This is a genomic window from Methylomarinum sp. Ch1-1 (assembly GCF_030717995.2).
In the GTDB taxonomy this organism is placed as follows: Bacteria; Pseudomonadota; Gammaproteobacteria; order Methylococcales; family Methylomonadaceae; genus Methylomarinum; species Methylomarinum roseum.
This window is the reverse complement of sequence record NZ_CP157743.1, coordinates 1,651,164-1,677,302: the sequence shown is the minus strand read 5'-3', so window position 1 is coordinate 1,677,302 and position 26,139 is coordinate 1,651,164. Positions and strand designations below refer to the sequence as shown.

At 52.1% G+C, this 26,139-nt stretch carries 17 protein-coding genes; 4 read left to right on the top strand and 13 right to left on the bottom strand.

Translation table 11 applies throughout. From position 1 onward, the window contains the following. Window positions 1-14: 14 nt before the first annotated feature. The 7 genes from Q9L42_RS08030 to Q9L42_RS08000 form a co-directional block, all read right to left on the bottom strand. The gene (locus Q9L42_RS08030; protein WP_349432575.1) at window positions 15-1,181 is read right to left on the bottom strand and encodes a PP2C family protein-serine/threonine phosphatase; all 1,167 of its coding nucleotides are present in this window, start codon (window positions 1,179-1,181) and stop codon (window positions 15-17) included. Window positions 1,182-1,354: 173 nt separating this feature from the next. Next, the gene (locus Q9L42_RS08025) at window positions 1,355-5,158 is read right to left on the bottom strand and encodes a PAS domain S-box protein (RefSeq protein ID WP_349432573.1); all 3,804 of its coding nucleotides are present in this window, start codon (window positions 5,156-5,158) and stop codon (window positions 1,355-1,357) included. A 1,074-nt stretch (window positions 5,159-6,232) separates the two neighbouring features. Continuing rightward, a complete protein-coding gene (locus Q9L42_RS08020; protein WP_305908967.1) occupies window positions 6,233-6,823 on the bottom strand; it encodes a DUF2780 domain-containing protein in 591 nt (196 codons plus the stop codon). After that, complete coding sequence (locus Q9L42_RS08015) at window positions 6,820-8,427, bottom strand: ABC transporter ATP-binding protein (RefSeq protein ID WP_349432571.1); 1,608 nt, start codon at window positions 8,425-8,427, stop codon at window positions 6,820-6,822. Before Q9L42_RS08015 ends, Q9L42_RS08020 begins: the two co-directional genes overlap by 4 nt. After that, window positions 8,420-9,751: an ABC transporter permease gene (locus Q9L42_RS08010; RefSeq protein ID WP_305908968.1), complete on the bottom strand. Its 1,332-nt coding sequence runs from the start codon at window positions 9,749-9,751 to the stop codon at window positions 8,420-8,422. Before Q9L42_RS08010 ends, Q9L42_RS08015 begins: the two co-directional genes overlap by 8 nt. Beyond that, window positions 9,751-10,728, bottom strand: coding sequence for an ABC transporter permease (locus Q9L42_RS08005; RefSeq protein ID WP_305908969.1), 978 nt, complete (start codon window positions 10,726-10,728; stop codon window positions 9,751-9,753). The genes Q9L42_RS08010 and Q9L42_RS08005 overlap by 1 nt, the downstream gene beginning before the upstream one ends. Further along, window positions 10,725-12,878, bottom strand: a complete 2,154-nt coding sequence (locus Q9L42_RS08000; protein ID WP_349432568.1) for an ABC transporter substrate-binding protein — start codon at window positions 12,876-12,878, stop codon at window positions 10,725-10,727. Before Q9L42_RS08000 ends, Q9L42_RS08005 begins: the two co-directional genes overlap by 4 nt. A 60-nt stretch (window positions 12,879-12,938) precedes the next feature. Here Q9L42_RS08000 and Q9L42_RS07995 point away from each other — a divergent pair, with 60 nt between their 5' ends. Beyond that, window positions 12,939-13,721, top strand: coding sequence for an enoyl-ACP reductase FabI (locus Q9L42_RS07995; RefSeq protein WP_305908970.1), 783 nt, complete (start codon window positions 12,939-12,941; stop codon window positions 13,719-13,721). Window positions 13,722-14,095: 374 nt separating this feature from the next. Then, window positions 14,096-14,290: a hypothetical protein gene (locus tag Q9L42_RS07990; protein ID WP_305908971.1), complete on the top strand. Its 195-nt coding sequence runs from the start codon at window positions 14,096-14,098 to the stop codon at window positions 14,288-14,290. A gap of 78 nt (window positions 14,291-14,368) precedes the next feature. Here Q9L42_RS07990 and Q9L42_RS07985 read toward each other — a convergent pair whose 3' ends face one another. Then, window positions 14,369-15,040: a zinc ribbon domain-containing protein gene (locus Q9L42_RS07985; protein WP_305908972.1), complete on the bottom strand. Its 672-nt coding sequence runs from the start codon at window positions 15,038-15,040 to the stop codon at window positions 14,369-14,371. Window positions 15,041-15,242: 202 nt separating this feature from the next. Here Q9L42_RS07985 and putA point away from each other — a divergent pair, with 202 nt between their 5' ends. Beyond that, window positions 15,243-18,332, top strand: a complete 3,090-nt coding sequence (gene putA / locus Q9L42_RS07980; RefSeq protein WP_305908973.1) for a bifunctional proline dehydrogenase/L-glutamate gamma-semialdehyde dehydrogenase PutA — start codon at window positions 15,243-15,245, stop codon at window positions 18,330-18,332. 312 nt (window positions 18,333-18,644) lie between these two features. After that, window positions 18,645-18,971: a hypothetical protein gene (locus Q9L42_RS07975; protein ID WP_305908974.1), complete on the top strand. Its 327-nt coding sequence runs from the start codon at window positions 18,645-18,647 to the stop codon at window positions 18,969-18,971. Here the strand turns inward: Q9L42_RS07975 and Q9L42_RS07970 are convergent, their stop codons facing one another. The 5 genes from Q9L42_RS07970 to Q9L42_RS07950 all read right to left on the bottom strand — a co-directional run bounded on the left by Q9L42_RS07970 (window position 18,972) and on the right by Q9L42_RS07950 (window position 25,693). Beyond that, on the bottom strand, window positions 18,972-19,613 hold the full coding sequence (locus tag Q9L42_RS07970) for a hypothetical protein (protein ID WP_305908975.1): 642 nt from the start codon (window positions 19,611-19,613) through the stop codon (window positions 18,972-18,974). It abuts the gene before it with no gap. A 97-nt stretch (window positions 19,614-19,710) separates the two neighbouring features. Beyond that, window positions 19,711-20,994, bottom strand: a complete 1,284-nt coding sequence (locus Q9L42_RS07965; RefSeq protein WP_305908976.1) for a DEAD/DEAH box helicase — start codon at window positions 20,992-20,994, stop codon at window positions 19,711-19,713. Window positions 20,995-21,126: 132 nt separating this feature from the next. After that, window positions 21,127-23,898, bottom strand: coding sequence for an RNA polymerase-associated protein RapA (rapA, locus tag Q9L42_RS07960; RefSeq protein ID WP_305908977.1), 2,772 nt, complete (start codon window positions 23,896-23,898; stop codon window positions 21,127-21,129). Window positions 23,899-23,984: 86 nt separating this feature from the next. Further along, the gene (locus Q9L42_RS07955; RefSeq protein ID WP_305908978.1) at window positions 23,985-24,674 is read right to left on the bottom strand and encodes a hypothetical protein; all 690 of its coding nucleotides are present in this window, start codon (window positions 24,672-24,674) and stop codon (window positions 23,985-23,987) included. Window positions 24,675-24,679: 5 nt separating this feature from the next. Next, window positions 24,680-25,693, bottom strand: coding sequence for a tryptophan--tRNA ligase (locus Q9L42_RS07950; RefSeq protein ID WP_349432563.1), 1,014 nt, complete (start codon window positions 25,691-25,693; stop codon window positions 24,680-24,682). Window positions 25,694-26,139: the final 446 nt, after the last annotated feature.

Here is a 26,139-nt window from a genome sequence, read left to right as displayed (position 1 = left end):
CGCAGCCTTCGCGCTCATGTGAGTCCACAGCGCAAGGCAAACAGCGATATATCATCATTTTCCCCGCCGCCCTGTAGATAGACTTGAACGCGATTCTTGACAACATTGACACGCTGTCCCGGACCATGCTGGCATAGCATGCCAACCAATGCTTGCCTATCAAAACTATTTCCCTGTTGATCGCGGACATCTGCTAAGCCGTCGGTATAGCCAATCAGCTCACAGGGTTTTTCCCAATGCAATAAGCGAGTCGTCGTATTGAAACGCGGCCGGTCGAGTAAACCGATTGTCTGATGGCTCGAAGGCAACGCCTGCATCACCCGACCTTCATCATCGATCAACAAGGCATCGGGCAAACCGCCATTCCAATATTCTATGGTCTGGTGATCGAAGTCGATGGCAAACAGCGCGGCCGCGATAGCATGTCCCTTGGTCAGATATTTTTTTGCGTTGCGATTCATTTCAACGAGCATGCTGGGCAACGTAAACCCCTTGTCCGACATCGCATGAAAGGTCCTGGCGATCAACAATGTGGGCAGCGCTGCGGTGAGCCCATGGCCGGTGGCGTCGGCCAACATCAGATACAACTTGCCGCCAATGGTGCGAGTGGCCGCGATCAAGTCGCCGCTGAATCGAGTGCTCGGGCATAGCCAATATTGCAGACCAGGATAATCCAAATCGCCGAGATCCAGCATTTTATCGAGCAGACTCTTAGCCAGCCGTTGCTCGTTTTCCAATGCCCGATGAGCCTCGCTCAAAGACAAGGCGGTTTGCTGATTAATTCTTTGCAAATATACGAAATGCCGTATCGACTGGATCTTGGCGCTCAGGATATTGAGGTTCACCGGTTTGGTCATGTAATCATCGGCGCCGGCTTTTAAGCCATTGATGATATCCTCTTCCTGAATATAAGCGCTGAGTATGATAATCGGAACCCAGGTATCGGCATGCCATCGCCGCATTTGCTCGATAACCTCCAGACCATTGACGATCGGCATGTTGATATCGGTCAACACCACATCCGGCTGTTCAAGACGGTATAAATCCAGCGCCTGTCGGCCATCTTTAGCCAATAACAGTGTATGCCCCTGCCTCTGAAGAAACTTGACCAGCAAGGCGATAGTGGCGCGATTATCTTCGGCAATCAGAATTTTCAGCGAGTTGTCGAGTTTCGTTTTCATTGTTGAGATGTCGAAAAAAAATCGAGAGGTGACATGAGCGTCGAATTTATTCAGCACCCAACAATCGACACCGAATAAAAGCGATTATCTTACTTTATTTATCGGAAATTCTGCCGAATGCAAGTCGAATGGGGCTGCGCTAAACCCGGATATTTCACAGCGCCTATCCCCAATCAATCGTTATTGAGCAATTTGTCTATAGTTCCCAAAAACGCCTGAATTTGAATCGGCTTGCTGACATAAGCGGTAAAACCGGCCGCTATCGCTTGTTCGATCTCTTTTTTCATCGCATTGGCCGTCACCGCGACCACCGGTGTATTTTTTATCGCCGGGTCAGATTGTAAGATTTTCAGCACCTCATAGCCATTCATGCCGGGCATATGGATATCCAGCAGAATCAAATCGGGGCGATGGGCTAAGGCGAGCTCGATGCCAAGCTTAGGCGTATGAGCGATTAGAATCTTCAAATTATCGCGCCCCCCCAGTATTTGTCTCATCAACTTAATATTGACCGGATTATCGTCAATACATAATACCTGCTGCACGACATTGACCGACGCATCGGCGTTCCCGCCTGTTATCCGTTTGTTAAAACCGCTTGCAGGCTTTTGCGCACTTGCAACAGGCATTTCGACCCAGAAGACCGAGCCCTCTCCAGGCTTACTGTCAACCCCAATTTTCCCTCCCATCAGTTCGATCAGGCGCTTGGTGATCGGCAGGCCTATCCCCGTTCCTTCGATGCCACTTTCCTCGGCATCGAGACGGTTGAAAGGTTGAAATAGCTCTTCCCGTCGCTGCTCCGAAACGCCAATCCCGTTGTCACAGACCATGATGCGCAAATAGCCATTAGCAAGCGTTTGACTATCGATCCTTATCCAGCCGTTTGGACGGTTATATTTGACCGCGTTGGAAAGCAAGTTGAGCAAGACCTGCTTGAGCCGGACCGCGTCCGCTTTAACGTTGATCGCGGCATCAATGGCGTTAGCGATGCTGATTGAACGGGCTGACGCCAAAGGCTCAATCAAACTGACGCTTTCCTGCACCGCCGAATGCAGCGCCACCGCTTCCAACGAAAGATCGATATGGCCGGCTTCGATCTTGGCTAAGTCCAAGATCTCGTTGATCAATTGCAACAGGTGGTCGCCAGCCTTGATAATCTCATGCAGACTTTCCTGTTGCTCCATGCTCATATCGTCATCGAACTGCAGAATCTGCGCAAATCCCAAGATCGCATTCAACGGCGTGCGCAATTCATGACTCATACGCGATAAAAATTCCGATTTTGCCTGATTGGCCTGCTCGGCTGCATCCTTGGCTCTCGCCAGCTCACTACGGCGTTTCAACTCATCGCCAAAATCACTAAATATATTGAAAATGCTTTTTATGTTGCCCTGCTGATCGGTGATTGAGCCGATATTGCTGGAAGAAATGAATTGACTGCCGTTTCTGCACAAGATGGGCAGCTCACCGGTCCAGGATTTATTCGTTTCCATCGAGACCATGATGTTTTTCGCATCCTGGTCCCGTCTGTGCTTAGGCAACAGACAACGAAAATGACGACCGACGATGTCGCTCGAACGATAGCCTACCCGCTTGCATAAGGCCGGATTAACATAAGTTAGAAAGCCTTGATGATCGGCAATGCCGATGAATTGCTCGGAAACTTCGAAGATATGGCTAAATAACAACAGCTTTTCTTCCAGTTTTTTCCGTTGGCTAATATCGGTTTGTATCGCCGTCATCCGAACCGGTTTATTGTTACGGCCACGACTGACTACCTTGCCACGACATAGCATCCATTTCCAACTATGATCTTTGCAGCGCTGACGCATCTCGATTTCGAACTTCGGAATCTTGCCATTCAAATAATCCAACAGGGTTCGATTGACCCGGTCGCGATCGCCCGGATAGATAGTGTTGATCCAGGTGTCGGCGCGCGGCTTCAATTCCGATTGCTGATAACCCAGCATTTGCGCGTATAACGTGGAAAATTCCATTTGATTGGTCCGCATATTCCAGTCCCAGATGCCGTCGCCGGCGCCTTCGATCGCGACACTGAGACGCTCCTCGCTTTCCTTCAGTTGTTGTTCGGTCAGTTTGCGGGCATTAATATCCTGAATGACCCCCAACATTTTGATCGGCTTCCCCGCCGCATCACGGACGACGTCGCCATGTTCCGAAACCCAGCGAATTTGGCCGTCCGGCCAAACCACACGGTGTTCGATAAAATAAGGCGCGTTGTTTTCGAAGCAATGCCCTATGGCCCGTTCCAACGGCTCCCGGTCATCAGGATGAACGGCCTTGATAAAATTCTCATAACAAGTTTCGAGTTCATGCTCGGGATAACCGAATAAAGGCGCAATGCGTTCGGACCAGTACAAATCATCGGTTTCGATATTCCATTCCCAAGTACCGATATTGGCGTAATTTTGGGCGCGACGAAAGCGTTCTTCACTGCCGGATAATGCTCGCTCCATTTGTTTGCGTACGCTGATATCTCGAAAGACCACCTGCGCGCCTTCGCAATGCCCATGGTACATTTTCGGCGTCACCGTCAAATCAACCGGAAACGAGCTTCCGTCGTTGCGGCGAAACAAGCGCTCTTGACGTCGGGTTTTACCGTCCGCAACTGTCTGCGCTATCGGGTTTTCCACCAACTCACAATCCTGTTGATCGCTCTCAGACAAACTAAAAAAGGATTGTATAGCCTGCCCCAGAACAGTATCTTTTCGGCAGCCCAGCATGTCGGCCGCGGCGGAATTGATGAAGGTGCAGTCCAAGTGGAGATCGACCCCGAAAACGCCCTCGCCTAACGACTCCAACAGCAGTCGTGTCTTTTCCTCGGCTCGTTTGATATGGGAAATATCGGTCCGGTAGGAAATATACTTGTAGGGTTTGCCGCATTCATCGAGAAAAGGAATAATACTGGCCTTGACCCAATAAAAAACACCGTCTTTTCGCCTGTTGCAGATCTCCCCCTGCCATATTTTCCCTGCCAAGATCGTATGCCACATCTGCTGGTAGAAGGCTGGTGGATGCTGGCCGGACTTCAGTAGGCGATGATTATTGCCGATTAATTGCTCGCAGCTATAACCGCTGATGCGGCAAAACTTGTCGTTGACATGGATGATATCGCCTTGAGCGTTGGTAATGCTGACGATGGCATGACTATCGATCGCTTGTTGTTCGCGCTCATGCTCATAATTGAAGCGTTGCAAAGATTGGATCTGCTTTTTTTTAAGCCGTGATTGCCGAATCAGCCGGGCGCCGATCTCTACGAGTTGATCGGCAGACAATGGGGCCTGCACAACGGTGACATTGTCAAGGCCGGCCAAGGCCTGCTGTAAAGGCTGCTGTTCGGGGTAAGTCAACAGCAATAGCGGAAGTTGATAATATTTGGCGCGCTCCCTGAGACGATCGATCAGTTGCCGACAGTTCTCGACGGGCATCGAACAACATTGCATAAACAACAGTTCGGATTCGGTCTTAGCCATTTCCGCCAACAAGCGATCCGCCTTGTCGACCAGTGCTATGCTAAAGCCAGCCGCCTGAAAAACAAGCGCGTGCCTGGAAGCCGCCAATGGATGTTGATCCAACAGAAAAATACGCAGCGGCTGTTCCGTCGACGATGCATCATCAGCGGTCGATGCAGTGGGTAAAGAGAGCGGAATAGCTTGGCTTACCAGGGTCTCGAGTTGACCCAACTGTTGCTCGATCCGCCGGGCGATAGTCTGGTCGACAGGAAGGGCGTTTTCCGATACGACCAGCAACAGTTGTTGCAGCTTGCAGGCCTGCTTGAATAACGAAGCATCACCCAGTGGCGCAATAAACTCGATAAAGCCATGAATCAAATCCGATAATAATTTTGGATCGCGAATTTGCCAGGCTTCCGCATCGAGTGTCTGACGGACTCGTCCCAGTTGCCGGAGGAGCGCGGCTGTCACTTCTTTATTGAGGTTGGCAAAATCAGCCGACATAATCTTTTAAAAATAGAGCGAAGGATTTGTTTAACTATTCAGTCAGTGTCTTGCAAGATTTAGGTAGCAGGTCATTGATTTTTCGGGCTGACTGCAACGCCTGACCGCCAGGGAGGGTGGGAGTGCCACACCAGTCCGAAACCGGTGAGGTAGACCTCCAGGGAGGGTGGGAATGCCACACCGGTCGGGAACCGGTGAGGTAGACCTCCAGGGAGGGTGGGAATGCCACACCGGTCGGGAACCGGTGAGGTAGACCGTCAGGGACGATGCCGCCGTCAAGCCTACGCCTCACACCGTAGGGTGGATTCGCCGACAGGCAATCCGCCTGGATACGCACAACGGCTAATTTCGCCCCCGGTGCAGGTTTTGGTGGCTTGCTTCGCGAAGCCACCCTACGATGCGGTAGGGTGTGCTGACGATAGGAAGCGCACCGGTTTTTGATGCGCTTCACGCTGTTCAACATCCGAAGGCAAGACGGTGCTTTGCGTAGGAGCGCCGCCCTCGGCGCGAAAAGAGCCATTCGGCCCGAGGGCGGGCCTCCTACGGGCAGACTTTGGTGGATCCGCGGCACAAGTAGTCCGCATGTCGCTATGCGAAATGCAGGTCAACGAGGTCATGAACGATTCAACCGTGGCTAGAGTAAGCTAAACGTTTGGGGCGGGTTAAATAACCCGCCCCGACCAGAGGGATGACGCGATATTAACCAATGTGTTTGTTCAAGTATTTTTTAATGAGGGAGCCCTGACCCTGCACCTAAACCCCATGGCTTTTGGGCAGCAATTCCCACTTTGGCGTTCAAAAAGGGCATGGGGTGTGTTTGGCGAGGATGTCGGCAGCAAGGATGCTGCCGTCAAGCCCCCAGGGATGGGTTTACGGCGCTCCTCGACAGACACACCCCATGCCCTAAACACCGCAAAAATACTCAAACTGATGACATGGGAATTGCTGGCTTTTGGGCTACATTGTACATTCCAGGATAATTTAGTGCTAGGTGAACGGCGTCTTTTGAAGCAAGTAACGAATAGAAAAAGCATTTTTATACTGAATAGTTACATCCGACCTTACATTCCCTGCTCAAGAGCCAGTTAAGGCCAGCTGCAACAGATTTGCCAATTGCGGACCGCCTTGTTGCTTGACGTAATCGACGACGATAGGCGTGAACTGGCTGACCATGCCTTGCGACATATCCAATTGCTGAAAAGCCGAAATCAGCGAAGCGGTTTGACTGACCGCGCTGTCTTTTCCCAATAAACCTTCGGCCAAACCGCCGACCGTACCGGATTGTTTCGGCGCCGCCGCCAACAACCCATCCATGCCTGGCACCGCTTGGCTCAGCTGATTGAAGGCGTTCTCGGTCATGCGTTGTTTGGCGACCTGAAACAAGGCTCCCGCCCCGCCTGTGGCCTGAGTTTCGCTGACGCCCAACTGCTGCATCAGGACGCCGGTCAATCCTTGTTGAGCTGTCGGCAAGGATTGCGCCGTCTCCGCGCCGGTTTGCACCGCCTGATTGACTTTGTTAACCGTTTCCGCGCCTTGCTGAACCTTTTCCGCCGCTTCTTCGCTGCTGCCGGTTAAAAAATCCAACCAACCGGCCTGAACCGGTGTAACCATCGCCAAGGCGAGAGTCAAAGAAGAACAAAATAATAACGACTGCTTGATTTTCATGATTCACTCCTGATTAGGCGCGGAATCGCGCTCAATAATTGTTGCGTGTAAACATGGGCCGGGCGAGTCAGCACCTGCTCTACCTCCCCCTGCTCGACTATCTTGCCTTGATACATCACCGCGACTTCATCGGCTAATTCGGCGACCACCGCCAGATCATGGGTAATGAACAGATAACTCAAGCCCTGTTCCCGTTGCAGTTGTTTCAGCAGTTCGATGATCTGAGCCTGCACCGAAACATCCAAGGCGCTGGTCGGTTCATCGCAGATAATCAATTGCGGTTCGACCGCCAACGCCCTAGCGATACAAATGCGTTGCCGCTGGCCGCCGGAAAATTCATGCGGATAGCGCAATGCCGAAGACTCCGGCAAACCGACCTGTTCCAGCAGCTTAGCGACTCTTTCCTGTCTATCCGCTGAACGGACATTCAGGTGCAGCGCCTTGAGGCCTTCGGCGACAATATCGCCGACCAGCATGCGCGGATTCATCGCCGCGAAGGGATCTTGAAAAATGATCTGCATCGCGGCTCGATGACGGCGCAACGCCTCGCCCTGTAAGGCGCTGATATCGACACCGTTAAAAATCACTCGTCCCGCGCTGGATGCGGTCAGATTCAACAGCGCCTTGCCCAATGTGGTCTTACCGCAGCCCGATTCCCCCACCAGCGCCAGCGTTTTCCCCTGTTGCAATCGAAAGTCGACGCCGTCCACCGCCTTGACATGGTCGACCACTCGTTTGAAGATACCCTTTTTTATCGGATAATAAACCTTAAAGTCGGAGACTTCCAGCAAAACCGGCTGTTCGCGCTGAGCTTTATTCAGGCAACTGTCCATCGACGGCAAGGCCGCCAACAGCTTCAGGCTATAAGGATGGCGGGCTTGTTTAAAAAACACCGACGTCGCCGCCGTTTCGACGATACGTCCCTGCTGCATCACCGCAATGCGGTCGGCCATATTCGACACCAATGCCAAATCATGACTAATCAACCACAGCGCCATGCCGGTCTGGCGCTGTATGTTCTTCAGCAGCTCCAGGATCTGCGCCTGTATCGTCACGTCCAGCGCCGTGGTCGGCTCGTCGGCAATCAACAAATCCGGCTGACCGGCCAAGGCGATCGCGATCATCACCCGCTGTCGCTGGCCGCCCGACAACTGATGCGGATATTCATCGATGCGTCGTTGCGGTTCGGGAATTTCGACCTGCTTCAGCAATTTCAGGACCTTGCCGCGGATGCCTTTGTTGTTGTCATCAAAATGTATCCGCATCACTTCGGCGACCTGTTCGCCTATCGTCATCACCGGATTCAGCGACGACATCGGGTCTTGAAAAATCAGGCCGATGCGTTTGCCGCGCACCTGGCAGAAATCGATTTCCGGAATGCGCAGCAGATTCTCGTCCTGCAGCAGGATCGAAGAAGCCTGCAAGCGTGCGCCGCTCGGCAGCAGTCTCAGCACCGACAAGGCGGTAATCGATTTGCCGGAGCCAGATTCGCCGACCAACGCGAAGGTTTCACCGCGATTGATCGTGAAGCTGATATTATCGACGACGGTCTCGTCTTTGAACGAAACGCTCAGGCCGTTAACGCTTAATAACGACTCAGCCATGTTCGGCCCTCCTGGGATCAAAGGCGTTTCTGACGGAATCGGCGAACAAGTTGGCGGCCAACACCAGCGAGAACATGAACACGAACGACGCCGCCAGCGACCACCAGACGATCGGATCGCGCGCCATTTCCAGCCGGGCGCCGTTAATCATGTTGCCCCAGCTATAGGTCGTCGGATCGACGCCGATATTGATATAGGACAACACCGCCTCCGCCAGCACCAACGAGCTGAAATCCAGCACCACCGAAATCAACACGATATGCATGACATTGGGCAGGATATGACGGAATAAAATCATCGATCGAGTCACGCCCAAGGCCTGCGCGGCCAGAACATATTCCATCTCACGCAATTTCAGAGTTTCCGCCCTCAACATGCGGCACAGGCCGGTCCAACTGGTGACGCCTAGGATCAGACATAGAAACAGCAACCGCATATCGGCCCTGACCAGCAAACTGTTGAATTCCTCCGGATGGTTCGCCATGTAGACCTGCACCATCAGTATCGACGCGGCGATCAACAGCACGCTGGGAATCGAGTTCAGCGTCGTATAGACATATTGAATGACATCATCGACCCAACCGCGAAAAAACCCCGCCATGATGCCGAACAAAATCGCCAACGGCAACATGATCATCGTCGTCAGCGAGCCTATCACCAAGCCGGTGCGTACGCTTTTAATGGCCTGATAAAACACATCTTCACCGACCTTGTCGGTGCCTAACACATGATAATAGGACGATAAATAAACCAGCGTATAAAAACCGCTGACCAAGAGGAACAAAGTCGTCAACACGGCGCGGGTAGAACCATGGGCCAACAGATGCCGGTGCCGGTCTTTAAAAAAGCTCCACAACAACAGCATAAACAACAACATCAGACCTGCGCCTTTAGCGAAACCGACCAAGCCTTTCGCCGCGATATCGCCGCTTTTCTCTCGTTCAGGGTCCTGCAGGTGGGCGCCGCCATAACGCAAACGCGGATAGCCCCATCGCGTCGATCCATCGGCCTGAGTGATCGTTTCCTTGCTGTACAAATAAGCCGCAAAAGGCGCCGAATAGGTCTTCTCGCTGTTTTCTTGCAACGGCCTGGCCAGGTAATCGAGCACACTGATGACTTCGCCGTTATCCTTAAAATGCAGCGAGTCGAGCAGCCCGATCAGCAGAAAAAACAGCAGCACTACCAGCGCAGCCATGCCGGTTTTACTGCGGCCTATTTTCCGCAGCGGCCTGCGCATATGAGCCTTGCGGCTCATATAGACACCCAAAATTAGCAACATCAGCACCAAGATGAACAACAATGCATCGGTCCATAATACTATCATCACGACAACCTGACTCTCGGGTCGACAAGGGTATAAGAGATATCGGTCAACAACAAACCGAATATATAAAGGGCGGAACCGAGAAACACCATCGAACGGACGATGGCGAAATCCTGTCGGTTGATCGCATCGATCGTGTAGCTGCCCAGCCCAGGAATGCTGAAAAACGATTCCATGATCAAGCTGCCCATGAACAACAACGGCAAGATGACGACCACGCCGGTCAGGATCGGAATCATCGCGTTTTTCAACACATGCTTAAACAGCACCTGGGGTTCGCTCAAGCCCTTAGCCCGTGCCGTACGCACATAATCCTTCTCCACTTCCTCCAGAAACAGCGTACGATACCAACGCGCGCCGGAGCCGACGCCGGCGACCACGCTGATCAATACCGGCAGCACCAGAAACTTGATCGCCTCTAAGCCTGTGTCGTAACCGGAAATCGGCACCAACTTCAGCAGTTTGCCGATCAGAAACTGGCCGCCGATAATATAAAACAACGAGGAAATGGACATCAGGATCACGCATAACACGATGCTGCCGAATTCCAGATACGTATTGCGGAACAGCACCATCATCAAGGCCACCGTGATATTGACCAAAAGTCCCACCAGCAGCGATGGCAATGCCAGGGCAAGGCTAGGCCACATTCGCTGTTTAATGTCGGCGCCGATATTTCTACCGCTGTCGGAAGTACCGAAATCGAACAAAAACAAACCGATCGATTTGCGATAAAAAATGGTTTCGCTGATCTTTTTGACGCCGCTCTGCTCGGCATTCCATAACAACGGTTTATCGTAGCCATGCTGACGCTTCCAGTTGACTATCGCCTGTTCGGTCACGTGTTTCTGCCCCAACTGCATGCGCGCCATATCGTCGGGACTGTTGACGACAAAGAACAATACGAAGGTCAGGATATTGACCCCTAACAGTAGCGGCAATGCATAAAGACTACGACGGATGATGTATTGAATCATTGCAGACTCTCCCTTAAGCGACGGCGGTAAGCTCGGACCGCCGGTACGACCAATACTAAAAGCAGCGCAGCCAATACGATCAATGGCCAAAATTGCGCTCGATTCCATTGCCGGCGTTTTTTCAGTCTTTCGCTGGCGTCTATGCGGGTGTATTTCAGACTATTATTGGCCATCAAATTAGGTTTAATGTTTTTATACCAGCTGTGATAGAGGCTGAAATCCTTCGGATGCAAGCCGAAAACCCAGGGGGCGTCACGGCGCAGAATAGCCTGCATCTGCTGAATAATCCGATAGCGTACCGGGCCATCATCCATGTTGCGCATTTTTTCGAACAAACTGTCGAATTTTCGATTATGGTAATTGGCCGCGTTCTCCCCGCCATGCTTGACCTTGCCGTTCGGGCCATACAGCAGAAAGAAGAAGTTTTCCGGATCGGGATAATCGGCATTCCACCCCCACAAAAAAAGCTGGCCGCTGCCGCTACGCATTTTTTGTTGAAAACGGTTGTAATCGGTCGCCCGGATGATCAGTTTGATGCCGAGTTTCTCCAGCTGCTTCCTGAACCAATTCATCCGCGGTCGATCGTCTACGCTGACCGAGGTGATATCGAAATACAACGTCAAGGCCTCACCGGATTTCGGATCGATCCCCTGCGGATAGCCGGCCTCCGTCATCAGCTTCCGCGCTTCTTCAATGCTCTTGCGCTGCACCTGGCCACCTGCCCAGTCGTAAACATAGGGGTTCATGCCGGCCTTCCCTTCCTCAAAACCATAAATTCCCGGTGGCAGCAGACCCTGAGCGGCGACGCCACGACCATTCATGAAAATAGCGATGTATTCTTCATAATCGATCGCGATCGAAATAGCTCGTCGCAGCTTGCGCGCCCGTTCCGATTCGCCGCCGATCACCGTATCGAGCATATTGAAGCCCAAATAATAAATCGAGGTGGTGACCGAGGTTTGCAATTGTATGCCTTTTTCTTCCATCATCGGCGTCAATTGCGCATCGCCTTCACCGGTGAATTGCACGGCCTGATCGAAACTGTCCGACGCGATACCCGAGGCGTCGTAATAGCCTTGCAGAAACTTATTCCAATAGGGAATCGTTTCCTTTTCCAGCATATAAACCACGCGCTCGATGAACGGCAGTTTTTTTCCGGCGTCGACTAACAGCTCATTTTCCTTGTCCCCTTCTTCTCCTTCATGGGGATAAAACTCGTCATGAAACAACGGATTTTTCGCCAATACCATGCGCCGGTTAGGATTATTCTCTTCCAAAAAATAAGGCCCGGTGCCGACCGGATACCAATCCAGCGTGATATTTTTTTCTTGCAAGCCGGCTTGTTGGTAAAAGGCGTCTGCCTCCCAGGGCATCGGCGCAAAAAAAGGCATGGCCAGCCAGAAGCGAAACTGAGGATATTTGCCTTTGATCCTGACCCGATATTGATAACGGCCAACGGCTTGAACACCGCTGATCGCATAGTTTTTCAACTCGGTCTTGGGGACCTCGGCGACTTGGCGGGAAAATTCGTCGAAGCCTACGATATAGTGTTTCATGATTTCGGCAATCGGCGACTGCACCTTAGGATGCGCCAAGCGTTTGATCTGATAAACATAATCTTCCGCCGTCAACTCCCGGCTTTGGCGAATCTCAAAATCGCTCAAATCGTCGATGCCGGACAATTGCTGTTCATTCAAATGATGATATAGAAAACGACCGCCTTCATCGCGGCTAAACAGCGGATGTGGTTGAAAACGTATGCCGGGTTTGATTTCAATCAGGTAATCGCTGTAGGCCACATCGTCATCGGCGAATCGACCTTTCAGCTGTTTGCCGCCCTGGTCGTAATAGCGGATTTGCGGCATGTCCGCTGCCGTCAACGGCACCAACTGATAAGGCCTTTTCAGATAATGATATTGATAAGGCGGCTCGTAAATCTGGGCGATAAACGCGTATTCATTGGCGCTGTAGGCCTTGGCCGGATCGAGATGCTTCGGCCTCTCGGAAAAAGACGAATAAAGGATGTTCCGCCCGTCTTCGCTTTCCTGATAGGGATTGTTCAACTGCGAAACATTGCAACTTACAAGCAACGCGGCGAACACGCTGAAAACAAGGCATCGACTGATTTTTGCTGACAAAATACTGGACATCATTATTAGGGTCATAGATACTGGCGCCTATTCTAACAACAAATACAATTGGAGATACTAATGGGTTTTATGCAGGGCAAACGTGTCTTGATTGTTGGCCTGGCCAGCAACCGTTCCATCGCTTGGGGGATTGCTCAGGCCATGCATCGTGAAGGCGCTGAACTGGCCTTTACCTTCCAAAATGACAAGCTGCAAAGCCGGGTCGAAAGCATGGCCGCGGAATGCGGCTCCAATATCACCGTCGAATTGGACGTCAGCAGTGATGAGCAAATTGCCAATGTCTTCACCGAATTGGGCAAACACTGGGACGGCCTGGACTGCATCGTTCATTCCGTAGCTTTCGCGCCGCGTGATGCGCTGGAAGGCGATTACGTTGACGCCACGACGCGGGAAAATTTCGCCACTGCCCACGACATCAGCTCTTACAGTTTCACCGCGCTGGCCAAGGCCGGCCGCGAAATGATGAAAGGCCGCAACGGCTCATTGTTGACGCTCAGCTATCTGGGCGCGGAAAGGGCGATCCCCAACTACAATGTCATGGGCGTCGCCAAAGCCAGCCTGGAAGCCAATGTCCGCTACATGGCCGCAGCGCTGGGAACGGAAGGCACGCGTGTCAATGCGGTCTCGGCCGGACCGATCAGAACGCTGGCGGCTTCCGGCATTAACAATTTTAAATCGATGCTGAGCAAAGCCTCCGACACCTCGCCGTTAAAACGTAATGTCACGATCGAGGAAGTCGGCAATGTCGCCGCCTTCCTATGTTCCGACTTAGCCTCGGGCGTGACCGGCGAAATCACCTATGTCGATTGCGGCTATAACATTGCCGGTTTAGCAGCGGGCTGATTAACCAGGTTATCGATAAACCGTCATAAGCCGGCCTTAACCCCCGCTTATCAGCAATTCCCAGTTTGAGTATTTTTGCGGGGTTTAGGGCATGGGGTGTGTCTGTCGAGGAGCGCCGTTCACCCCCATGCCCTTTTTGAACGCCAAAGTGGGAATTGCTGCCCGCTTATGATGGTGTTTGGATTCAATTGTTTTTTTAGCCGTTGTCATACCACTGACATATTAATGCTTTATAAAAGCCGAATGGATCACAAATCAACTTATTTACCCGGTTAAACAGAGCCATTAATGACGTTTTCACGATTAGTTCGCAGTATGCTTGCGCAAAATCATTATTCTTTTATTCATCAGCAATCAATAAGGAGGATTTAGTCATGAATAAACTAGCTATCGAACGGATGAATTTTATCGACATGCTCAATGAGGAGTTTTTATCCGTGACCGGCTATGGGGCCTATGCGTTTCTCTCCACTTTTGAAGGAGTGGATTTGTTCGACCGCTTTAGTGAACAACAATCGCAACCGGCAAACTTGTTTATCAGATCGTTTGTCAGAAACTTCTACGCCTAAGCCTTACACCCCACAAACTCCCGAGCGAGCATCATGCCTGTCTCGGTCGGCATTGCAAACATGCCGACCGAGAATCACTTATTTTTCATCCCAATTAACCTCGGCGCCGCAATGCGGACAGAATGGCTGCGTCGCCGTCAAAACGCCGCCACATTCGGAACAATGGGACGATTCCGCTATTTTATGACCGCATTGACTACAATAATTGGCATTGGCGTCAATCTCCGCATCGCATTGATTGCAGATGACACGTTGATTCGGGACAAAGCGCGACAAAAAGCCGCTCACTTTCTTTGTCGAATCGACTAAATACAGTGCATCGCGATAAGCGCTTAATATCAGCCAGACACTGATTGCCAAGATCAAAACGATGGCGGCGCTGTAGTAAAACGTCCTGCCGTCGGCATCGACAAATGGGCCCAGCAATTGCCAGAGCAATGCCTGTCCGATGATCACGATCACCAAGACCGTCAACGGTTCGGCAATGCCTTTGACAAAAGACAGCATCCCGCCACTGTTTGGGACGGCCTTAATCGAATAGCGGGCAAACAAATAAAATACCAACAACGCGGCGGCCTTGGCGACAAACCAAACAACGTCGGCGGCAGTGAAGGTATCGAGGACTTGCAAGCGCTGCATAACCGGCACCCAGGTAATCAGTTTACCTAACACCAGTATCATCAACATCGTGATGAAGTATTGCGCGGCATGCCGGCATGCATTAACCGCCGGCGAGGCTGGACCAGTCATGACGAAACCTCCTGCTTTTTTGGATAAAGACTGATTTCGATGATGCGCCCGGCGCCTATATTTTGCAAGCCTACAAAGCGATTTGTTTGTGTGCCGGTGCCGGATGCCTGCCTTATTCTGGAAATAGCCTCACTTGACGCCGCATTGATGGCAGTTCGAAACTTTCAGCGTTTTCCCGGTCCTATCGATAAGGAGGGAAATCATGCCAAACGACGAACTCTCGGCATTGCGCCTAGCCATCCATCAGCATTATCTCGACGATGAAGAGGCTGCTGTCGCTCGTTTATGCGCCAGGCTTTCACGTTACCGTCCCCACGAAGTCGAAAGCGCCGCCGGTAAACTGATTGCAGCCATTCGCGGCAACAAAGAAGACCAATCGCTGATTGCAGCCTTTTTACACGAATACCGTCTCGATTCGGCCGAAGGCCTCGTGCTGATGAGTATTGCCGAGGCGCTATTACGCATACCCGACCGCAAAACCCAGGACTTGTTATTACAGGATAAATTAAGCTCCCATTTGTGGCGGAATCAAGGCGATCACTCTTTGCTCATCAGCCTTTCCAACCATGCCTTGCAACTGGCCGGCGCCCTCGAACAACATTTGCGCAACCCCGGCAAAGTCTATGAACGAATGCTGTCTCGCCTGGGGGCGCCGCTGATCCGCTCGGCGCTCAAACATGCCATGCAACTGATGGCCCATCAGTTTGTCATCGCCGAAGATATCGAAACCGCCTTACAGCAGACCGACGATCATTATCGCTATTCGTTCGATATGCTTGGCGAAGCGGCCTTGACCGAAACCGATGCGGAACGTTATTTTCAGGCTTATCTGAAGGCCATCAGCGCATTAGCGAGCCAGTCCGAACACGACGACATCATCGGTAATCCAGGCATATCGATTAAATTATCGGCGCTTTATCCGCGCTACGAGCCTTTGCAGCACCGAAAAGCGGAACGACAGCTGATCGACAAACTGTTCGAACTGGCCCGGCTAGCCCGTGATGCGAATATTAGCATCACGATCGATGCGGAAGAATCGGAACGACTGGATATGTCGCTGACGATTTTTCAGGCGCTGTTCGGCCATGACGAGCTGCAAGGCTGGCAGGGTTTAGGCCTGGCGGTTCAGGCTTATCAAAAAAGAGCCTATGCCCTGATATGCTGGCTGGCGGCGCTGGCCGAATCGAAACAAAGACGCATCCCGCTAAGACTGGTTAAAGGCGCCTATTGGGACAGCGAGATCAAACGCGCCCAGGAAAACGGCTTGAGCGATTACCCCGTTTTTACTCATAAATCGGCTACCGACATTTCTTACCTGGCTTGCGCAGAACTGATGCTGGCCAACCCTCATGCATTTTACTCCCAGTTCGCCACCCATAACGCCCACACGGTTTACGCCATTAGTCAACTGGCAGGCAATACCGAATTCGAATTCCAACGCCTGCAGGGCATGGGGCAGCGTTTGTATCAACAGTTATTCGACAGCAAAGGGCAGCCGCCTTACTGTCGCGTCTATGCACCGGTCGGCGACTATCGGGATCTCTTGCCTTATCTGGTCAGAAGACTGCTGGAAAACGGCGCCAATACCTCGTTTATCAATCAGCTTGAAAATCCGAACACAGCAATCAAAACGTTGATCCAAGACCCGGTAACGGTTTATCGGTCACAAGCGGCGAAAAAGCCGGCTGTCGTTTTACCCCGCGACCTGTTCGGCAAACAACGCCAGAATTCGGCCGGCCTGAACCTAGCCGATCCATTGCAATTGCAATCCCTACAACAGGAACTGGAGATGCTGGCCCAGCACCGCTGGCAGGCCGCGCCACTGATCAACGGCCAAGCGCAATCCGGCGTCAAATATGTCAGTTATAGCCCGGCGAACCGGAAAACCAGACTGGGAGAAGTGACCATGGCGGATCATTCCGCGATACAGGCGGCTCTCGATTCGGCGGCCGCCGCCTACGGCGAATGGCGACTTTGCCCGGTGAAGAAGCGCGCACTCTATCTGCAACAAGCCGCCGAACTGCTGGAAAATCACCATATGGAACTGGCCTCGCTATGCATACGCGAAGGCGGCCGAAGTGTTAAAGATGCACTCAACGAAGTGCGTGAAGCGGTCGATTTTTGTCGCTATTATGCCGCCATCGCAGAGGATACCTTCGGCCAACCAATCCTCTTGCCCGGTCCTGCCGGTGAACAGAATCGATTACTGCATTACGGCCGCGGCGTGTTTGCCTGCATCAGCCCCTGGAATTTCCCGATCGCCATCTTCGTCGGTCAAATCAGCGCCGCGTTGGCGGCCGGCAATACCGTGATCGCCAAGCCCGCCCAGCAAACATCATTGACGGCGATGTTTTGCATCCAATTGCTGCATCAAGCCGGCATCCCTACCCAGGTTTTGCAATTCCTGCCTGGCGAAGGCGCAACGATCGGCAAAATCCTGTTAAGCGATCCACGTATTGCCGGAGTCGCTTTCACCGGTTCCACCGCCACCGCTAACTTAATCAACCGGCAATTGTCCTCCCTTCCCGCCATCGTAGCGCTGATCGCCGAAACCGGCGGCCAGAATGTCATGATTGCCGACAGCTCCGCACACTGCGAACAGCTTGTTCAGGACGCCATCGTCTCGGCATTCAACAGCGCCGGTCAACGCTGCTCCGCTTTAAGAGTGCTCTATTTGCAACAGGATATCGCCGATAAGGTCATCGCGATGTTGACCGGCGCGATGAAACAGCTGGTGATCGGCGACCCGAATGATTATGCAGTCGACATCGGCCCGGTCATCGATCAACAGGCGGTCGACCGCCTCGAAAAACATGTCCGAGCTCGACGAGAAGATGCTGAAGTGCTCTATCAAATAAATCTGCCTGCCTGCTGTGCAGCAGGCAGCTTTTTCCCGCCGACGCTGATCGAATTGACATCACTGAATCAGCTAGAAGAAGAAATTTTCGGTCCGATACTGCATGTCATTCGTTACCGTGAAGGGGAATTGCAACAAGTCATCGAGGGTGTTAACCGCTGCGGTTACGGCCTGACCTTAGGCATACAAAGCCGTATTCAACAAACCATCGACCGCATACACCGACAGGTCAAAGTCGGCAATGTCTATGTCAATCGCAACATGATTGGCGCCGTGGTCGGCGTCCAACCGTTCGGCGGCATGGGGCTGTCCGGCACCGGTCCTAAAGCGGGAGGCCCCTCCTATTTACAGCGCTTTTCAGTGGAACAAACCCTCACCGTCAATAGCACCGCCATAGGCGGAAATGTCGCCTTATTATCCCGTCAACTTTTATAACCTGAGTTCGAGTTAAGCAACCAGCCTGTATCAGGCAGCTCTTCCAGAAGACGCCGCTCACCCAGCACTAAATAAACGAAGATGATTTATCGCAGCCATTAGCCTATGGAATTTAGGTGCTGGGCGCACACTTCTTCCAGAGTGACCTGATACTGTCTTACCCCTTTGCAATATACGATTCTTTTACCCCGAACTGAGATTTTTATAAGTTCATTAGGAACTTCCTGAGACGACAGCCTACTAATACATTACACCTTGACAGAAATCGACTACACTGTTAACCATTTCCTCTTTGTTTGGCCTGTTAACGTCATGAGCTCAGATGATTCCAGACAACATTCCAGCAGACGCCAGCATGAACGACGCATTAAAGAAAGGCGAGCGGTAGAATATCCATTCGGCAGCGCCGAATGGATCAGAAGAATTCAACAGGAAAACCTGTTGTGGCCGAAATACGATCGTCGTTGCAACGACAGACGTCAACATGACAGACGCCAGCAAGACCGCAGAGCAAATAATCGCAGTCTCAAAAGCCGCAGAAGATTAGCCCCCTCGCAACCGTTCAAAGACCACAATATACTGACCGACGAAGAGAAACAAATGCTCAGAGAATTAATGTCACGGGATAACAGCCATTAATCAACGTTTGCGTTCTCTCTGAGACGAGATCACGGACTGGCTTTCCAATAATCTTACTTCATCGGCGGACAAGCGTTTATTGCGCGACAAGCGCTCATGTCTGGCGCGGGCCAAATAACCTGCCAAACCGCTTCCCGAGGCGATCAACACCATCATGCCGACGGTGATCAATTGGCTGAATATCATCACGCCGCCGGCCGCAGCCGCCACGGCAAATGCGGCGCCGACCTTCAAGTTGGCTTTGCCATGCGCCTTTCTGATCTCTTTTTCCAGATTCCGATAACTTTCCAATGCGATGCCGGCTTTTTCCCGTTCGGCGTCCAGCAATATTCTTTCCCGCTCCCGGGCGTGCCGCTCCTGTAATTTCGATCTTTCCGCAACGATATCGGCCTTTTCCCGTTCCGCGTTGAGCAATAGTTTTTCTCGTTCCCGGGCGTACTGCTCCTGCATCTTTTGCAGATCGTTTTTATAGAGATCGCGGGCAATATAGGCGAACCAGAACGCCGCCAATAGCCCGGTGATCAGGCAAAACAACACAATAACGGCCGTGAGCTGAACATCTTCCGACCAGTTGATGGCGGTCACCACCATAACGCTGGTGACCAATTGTATCAGCAGGATTCCGGGTAGAAACTTAAACACGTTATTTCTCGCAGCCTAAAGCGGAACGGTTAAAAACCATCATTGCGCTCAATTAAATGATATTTGCCCACCCTCACCGGGCCGGATAGACAAAACGTCAGCTCTCACCTTTCGGCTTTCGTCGTCGCCGCTTAAAACTGCGTTTTTGGCCGTCTCTGCCCTGTCCGGTTCGTTTTTTCACGGCATTGCCCTGCTTGGGTTTTCTTTTTCCGGGTCCCTGTGCCGCCTTCTTCTCGACTTGCAATGAAACCGGCTCATAACCGGTATCGGCGACCCTAGGAATCTTTTTATCCAACAGCTTCTCGATCGCGTACAGTAAATGCGCCTCCTCCTGCGCAACCAATGAGATCGCCTCGCCTTCGGCTCCCGCGCGACCGGTGCGGCCGACCCTGTGCACATAGTCCTCGGCCACCGTTGGCAGGTCGAAATTGATGACATGAGGCAATTGATCGATATCTAGACCGCGGGCAGCGATATCGGTCGCCACTAATGCGGTAATCTTATTGCTTTTGAAATCTTCCAGCGCACGATTCCTGGCCGCCTGGCTTTTATCGCCATGCAAGGCCCGACAGCGGATGCCATCCTTGATCAATTGCCGACACAAGCGGTCGGCGCCATGCTTGGTTCTGACGAACACCAAAACCTGTTGCCAATTACCATGGCCAATCAGCCAGGAAAGCAATTCGCGTTTATATTCTTTCTTAATCGCGTATATGCGTTGCGAAACAGTATCGGCGGCCACATTTTCCCGGGCGACAGCCACTTCGACCGGATCATGTAGAATTTGTTCGGCCAAGACTTTGATTTCTTTTGAATAGGTCGCCGAAAACAACAGATTCTGCCTACGCGCCGGCAAGCCATCGATAATTTTGCGGATATCTTTGATAAAGCCCATATCCAACATGCGGTCGGCTTCATCCAGCACCAGCAACTGTATCTGTGCTAAGTCGACCTTTTTCTGATAAAGCAAATCCAGCAAGCGTCCGGGGGTGGCGACCAAAATATCGGCGCCGCGCTGCAGACGCTTAATCTGGGTGTTGATGTTGACGCCGCCGAACACTACTTCGGCAAATAACGGGGCATGCTTGCCATAAGTTCTGACGCTTTGATAGACCTGCATCGCCAATTCGCGAGTGGGCGCCAGTATCAGGGCGCGCGGCGACCGCGGTTTGCGCGGTTGCGGCTGATTCAGCAATCGTTGCAATAAAGGTAGGGTGAAACCGGCGGTCTTGCCGGTGCCGGTTTGTGCGCCGGCCAAGATATCGCGCCCTTGCAATATCACCGGAATGGCCTGTTCCTGCACCGGCGTCGGCTGCTGATAGCCCTGCTCGGCGATGGCCTGCAACAGTGCTGGGGATAAGTCTAATTGATCGAATGACATATGGGAATTAGGTTGCGCCGAGTAAGACCTCAGCGTAGTTTTTTATCAGAGATTGTTATATGAAGCGCTAAGGCGCAAAGTCACAGAGTAATTTACCGCCGCACCACTGCGCCATAGCAATTCCGCGGCAGTCTAATTGGTAATGACAAAACGGACCGCATCCAGCTTCAGCTGTGCCGCCTGAATATTTTCATGGGACAGCAGCAGCTTTTCCTTCAACTGCTCGATTTCCTGTTCCCTGATGCCCGGATTGACCTTTTTCAGCCTGACCAGCCGTTTGATTTCCCCGGTCAACGCCGCGAGCATTTCCTGCCCTGCGTTGGCGACCAGGTTCTGCATTTGCAGGCGGGCATCCTGCTCGGCCACCTTGATCATATCGAGCACAAGTTGGCGTTGATGATTCAGGAAACCGACGATCTGCGCCTTATCGAATTTTTCTCCGGTTTCGATCATGCTCTGATGACTGATCAGCTCGGTCAGATCTTTTTTATTCTGGTCGATCAACACTCTAATCGGCGTAGGCGGTAAAAAACGGCCGATCTGCAACTCGGAGGGCGCACTGCACTCGACGACAAACAGCATTTCCAATAGAAACTGGGCGGCCTTCAGCCGCGGATGCTGGATCACGCTGACCGCGGCGTTGCCGGTTTCGCTGGATAATACCAAATCCATCGCCGCCGTCACCAGCGGATGTTCGGCGGTCAAAAATTGCATATCTTCGCGCGCCAGCGCGACCTCGCGACTCGTCGTGACGGTCAGACCGTCATCCTGCAACATCGGGAAATGATCGATGCGCAAGCTTTCGCTGGGCCAGAGTATGTGACAATTCTGAGAATGAAACTCCACATCGACGCCATAACAATCGAACATAGCTTCCATATAATCCCATAGACTGTCGTCCTGTTCCCGGCTTTCCAACTGTCCGATCAATTGCGCCGCTGCTTCCGGGCGACAGGAATTTAGCTCCAACAACTGATCACGACCTTGCTGCAATTCCTGTTCGATGCGGGCATTGAGCTCTCGGGTTTTATCGATAAACGCGTCGATAATGTGCGGATCCTGACTGTGCAGCGCTTGGCTAAATTGATCACCCAGCAGCTGCAAGACTTGTGAGGCGCCGGCGCAGTTATGCCTGAACGCATTCAATCCTTCGTCATACCAGCGAAACAAAACCTGCTGACGGCTATTTTCCAGATAAGGTATATGAATCTGGATGACATGTTGCTGTCCGATTCGGTCCAGTCGGCCGATACGCTGTTGCAGTAAATCCGGATTGTCGGGCAAATCGAACAAAATCAGATGATGCAGAAACTGGAAGTTACGGCCTTCGCTGCCGATTTCCGAACAAATCAACAAGCGCGCGTGGCTTTCCTCGTCGGCGAAATAGGCGGCTGCCCGGTCCCGTTCGACGATGCTCATGCCTTCATGAAAGACCGCCGCTGCAATGCCATGACGATTTTTCAACAATTGCTCCAGCTGGATAACGGTCTCCGCCTGCTGACAGATCAACAAAGTCTTATCATCGCCCAGCGCCTGTAATTGGCCGACCAGCCAATTGAAATAAGGATCCTGTTGCAGATCATCCGGGCGCGCATCGCCCTGCAAAGGATAGGCATGGCACTGACGTTCGGGAAACCCCTTGACCGTGTGACGCGAATTTCTGAACAGAATCCGGCTGGTGCCATGGTGATCCAGCAACAGTTTGATCAGTTCCTCGCGTACCGGTGTCGCCTGCTGAAGATCGTTGACCTTGTCCAGCAATTTTTCGACATGGTCCTGCTGCAGCAGGCCGTTCAGCTTACGCCGGTCGTCTACACCTAAGACTTCACCGGCGATCAATAAGTTGGCAATTTCCGCGACCGGCGCAAACGTTTTTTCCTCTTCCATGAATCTATCGAACGAGTAAAAGCGGTCGGGATCGAGCAGACGCAAACGGGCGAAGTGGCTTTCCTGGCCCAGTTGTTCCGGCGTCGCGGTCAATAAAATCAAGCCGGGCGTTTCTTCAGCCAAGCCTTCGACGAACAGATATTCAGCACTCGGCGACTGCTCGTTCCATTCCAAGTGATGCGCTTCATCGACCACGACGATATCCCAACCGGCTTCCAGAGCCTGCTGCTGGCGCTGCGGATAGGCGGCAAAAAAATTCTGACCGCACAACACCCATTGTTCGCTTAAAAACGGATTGTCTTCATGAGTTTCGACGCAACGCTCCTCATCGAAAAGACTGAAGCGTAAATTGAAACGCCGGAGCATTTCCACCAGCCACTGATGCATCAAGCTGTCCGGTACGATAATCAGTACCCGCTGGCTAAGGCCGTTCAGTAAGCGGTGATGCAGAATCAATCCGGCTTCGATGGTTTTGCCCAGTCCAACTTCATCGGCCAGCATGACGCGGGGAGCGCTGCGTTTAGCGACCTCATGGGCAATGTAGAGCTGATGCGCTATCAGTGCGATGCGCGCGCCCCGCAGCCCTTTCACTTCCGATTGCTGAAACTGCCGCTGACGACGCCAGGTCTCGTAGCGCAGCAGAAACCAACCGGTCGGGTCGAACTGGCCTGTAAACAAGCGGTCCTGCGGCTTATTGAATTGAATATGATGATTCAGCTCCATCTCATCGATGCGCACCGGCTTGCCATTTTCGTCGGCGCCCAGATAGGTGATCATGCCGTCCTGTTCCAGCAGATCTTGCACAGTCATACTGATATGATCGGCCGACTCGATCACGTCGCCGACGGCAAATCTGACCCGGGTCAGCGGCGCATTATCCCTGGCGTAAACGCGGCGGTCTCCGGTCGCCAGAAACAAAACGGTGACGCGGTTATAGTCGGCATCCAGAATCAGGCCCAAGCCCAGTTCCGATTCGGTATTACTGATCCACCGTTGCCCGGGGATAAAGTCATTCATAGATATTTAACATTACGATTGTATTAAAGGGCTGCAGAGCGCGGTTTGACCGACTTTCTTACCGTCAGCCCATCCTCCATCCATAACTAGCGAGGCGCGAAAACTTGACGATAGGACACATACATCAGCGTCGAAACCAGCATGTAAAACAGCGGTGTCAGCAGCGGAACCAAACCCATGCCGATAAGAGCGCACAGCAACAAGAAAGCGTTCAGCTTATACATCGCCCCGGCGTTCTCATTAAAGGCTCGTCGTCCGAGCTCTCTAGCTTCGCTCCATCCGCAGCGCCGAAACATCATCAACGGATAACTGAACCAGCTGGCAAAGCTGTTTATCATCAACAACACGAAGATCAACGCAACGATGGCCGACGAATAAAGCCATAGTATTAACTGACGCAAGGTCTTGCCGGCCAGATTCTCCGGCGTCAATTCCCAGGCGAAGAAGAAGCGGACGATTTTTTCGCTTTCGCCGGCATTGAGATTAGCGACGACCCTGAACACGAACCAACACAGCATGATGACGGCCGCCCACAACAACGCCGGTCCGATATGACGGCTGATGACAGCGGCCAAATTCAGCGGTTCATCCCGGTCGATCGCCGCGACGATGCCGACACCGACGAAGAGACAGGAAACGGAAGTCAGGATACCCAGCATCAACGAAATACGCTCCAACCCCAGCAGTAAAGCCATCAGCAACACACAGCCCAACCACAGCGCCGGTCTCTTATTGGCCAATTCGAATGCCTGAACCAAGCAAGCGCCAAAAGTCATGTGGTTCAAAGAGAAATTTTGGAAATACCGACTGCTTCACGCAATTCCTGAATGAAGGGCTTGCTGATTTCGCGGGCTTTTTTCGCCCCTTCCTGCAATTGCTCTTCGATATGTTCGGGCGCCTCCAACAGGGCCTCGTAACGTTCGCGAGCCGGGGTGATTTCGTCGTTGATTTTTTCAAATAATATTTTTTTCATTTCTCCCCAAGCGATGCCTTCGGCATATTGCTGACGAACCGCCTCCACTTCAGCCGGTGTAGCGAAGGCCTGGTAGATGCCGAACAAGGTGCAGCCTTCCGGATCTTTCGGCTCGCCAGGCTCCAGCGAGTTGGTTTTGATCTTATTGATCAATTTTCTGAATTTCTTTTCCTTTTCAAACAACGGAATCGTATTGTTGTAACTCTTACTCATTTTACGGCCATCGAGGCCCAACAGGGTTGCGGCGTTGTCATCGACCACCGCTTCCGGCAGGGTAAAATGCTCGCCATAAAGATGATTGAAGCGACTGGCAATGTCCCTCGCCATTTCGATATGCTGAATCTGATCCTTGCCGACCGGGACCTTATCGGCATTGAACATCAGAATATCGGCCGCCATCAGGATCGGGTAACTGAACAGCCCCATATTGATGCCTTTATCCGGGTCGTTGCCGCCGGCCTCTTCATTTTCCGCGACCGCCGCCTTGTAGGCGTGAGCTCGGTTCATCAGGCCTTTCGCAGTAACGCAGGTCAGCATCCAGGTCAGCTCCATGATCTCCGGCACATCGGATTGACGATAGAAGACCGCATTGGAGGTATCCAGCCCTAACGCCAGCCAAGTGGCGGCGATTTCACGACTGGACTGCTTAACCCGCTCCGGTTCGTTGCATTTGATCAGGGCGTGATAATCGGCAAGAAAGTAGAAAGGCCTGACATCATCATTTTTACTGGCGGCGATAGCCGGTCGGATAGCGCCCGCGTAGTTGCCTAAATGGGGGGTTCCTGTGGTGGTAATGCCGGTAAGGACAATGGACTTGCTCATTAAACTATTCCTGAATGTGGTAAGTGTTTCTTACTGAAAAAATCTGTGAAATATTACATAAATTGACGTTAATAGCCAGCGATTAGCACATTAATTCGTATTTAAACGGCAAGAATTTTCAGCTCGATAACAGCAATTTCCATATTTGGACTCCTCCCCAATTGCAAGCCAAGATTGTTCAAAAATGATGTTTCCAACAGAGATCGAGATTGCCGCCATATATTCGGCCTCTTGATGAAGGTATCCGCGCGCTTTTATCTCTATCAATTTGCCGATTTCAAGGAATCTTTGGGGATAACGGATTTTCTGGGCGGGGTGGGTTATTTAACCCGCCCCGAACGTTTAACTTACTCTAGTCACGGTCGGAATCGTTCAGGACCTCGTTGACCTGCATTCCGCATAGCGGCATGCGACTACTTGCGGCGCTCCTACGCAAAGCACCGTCT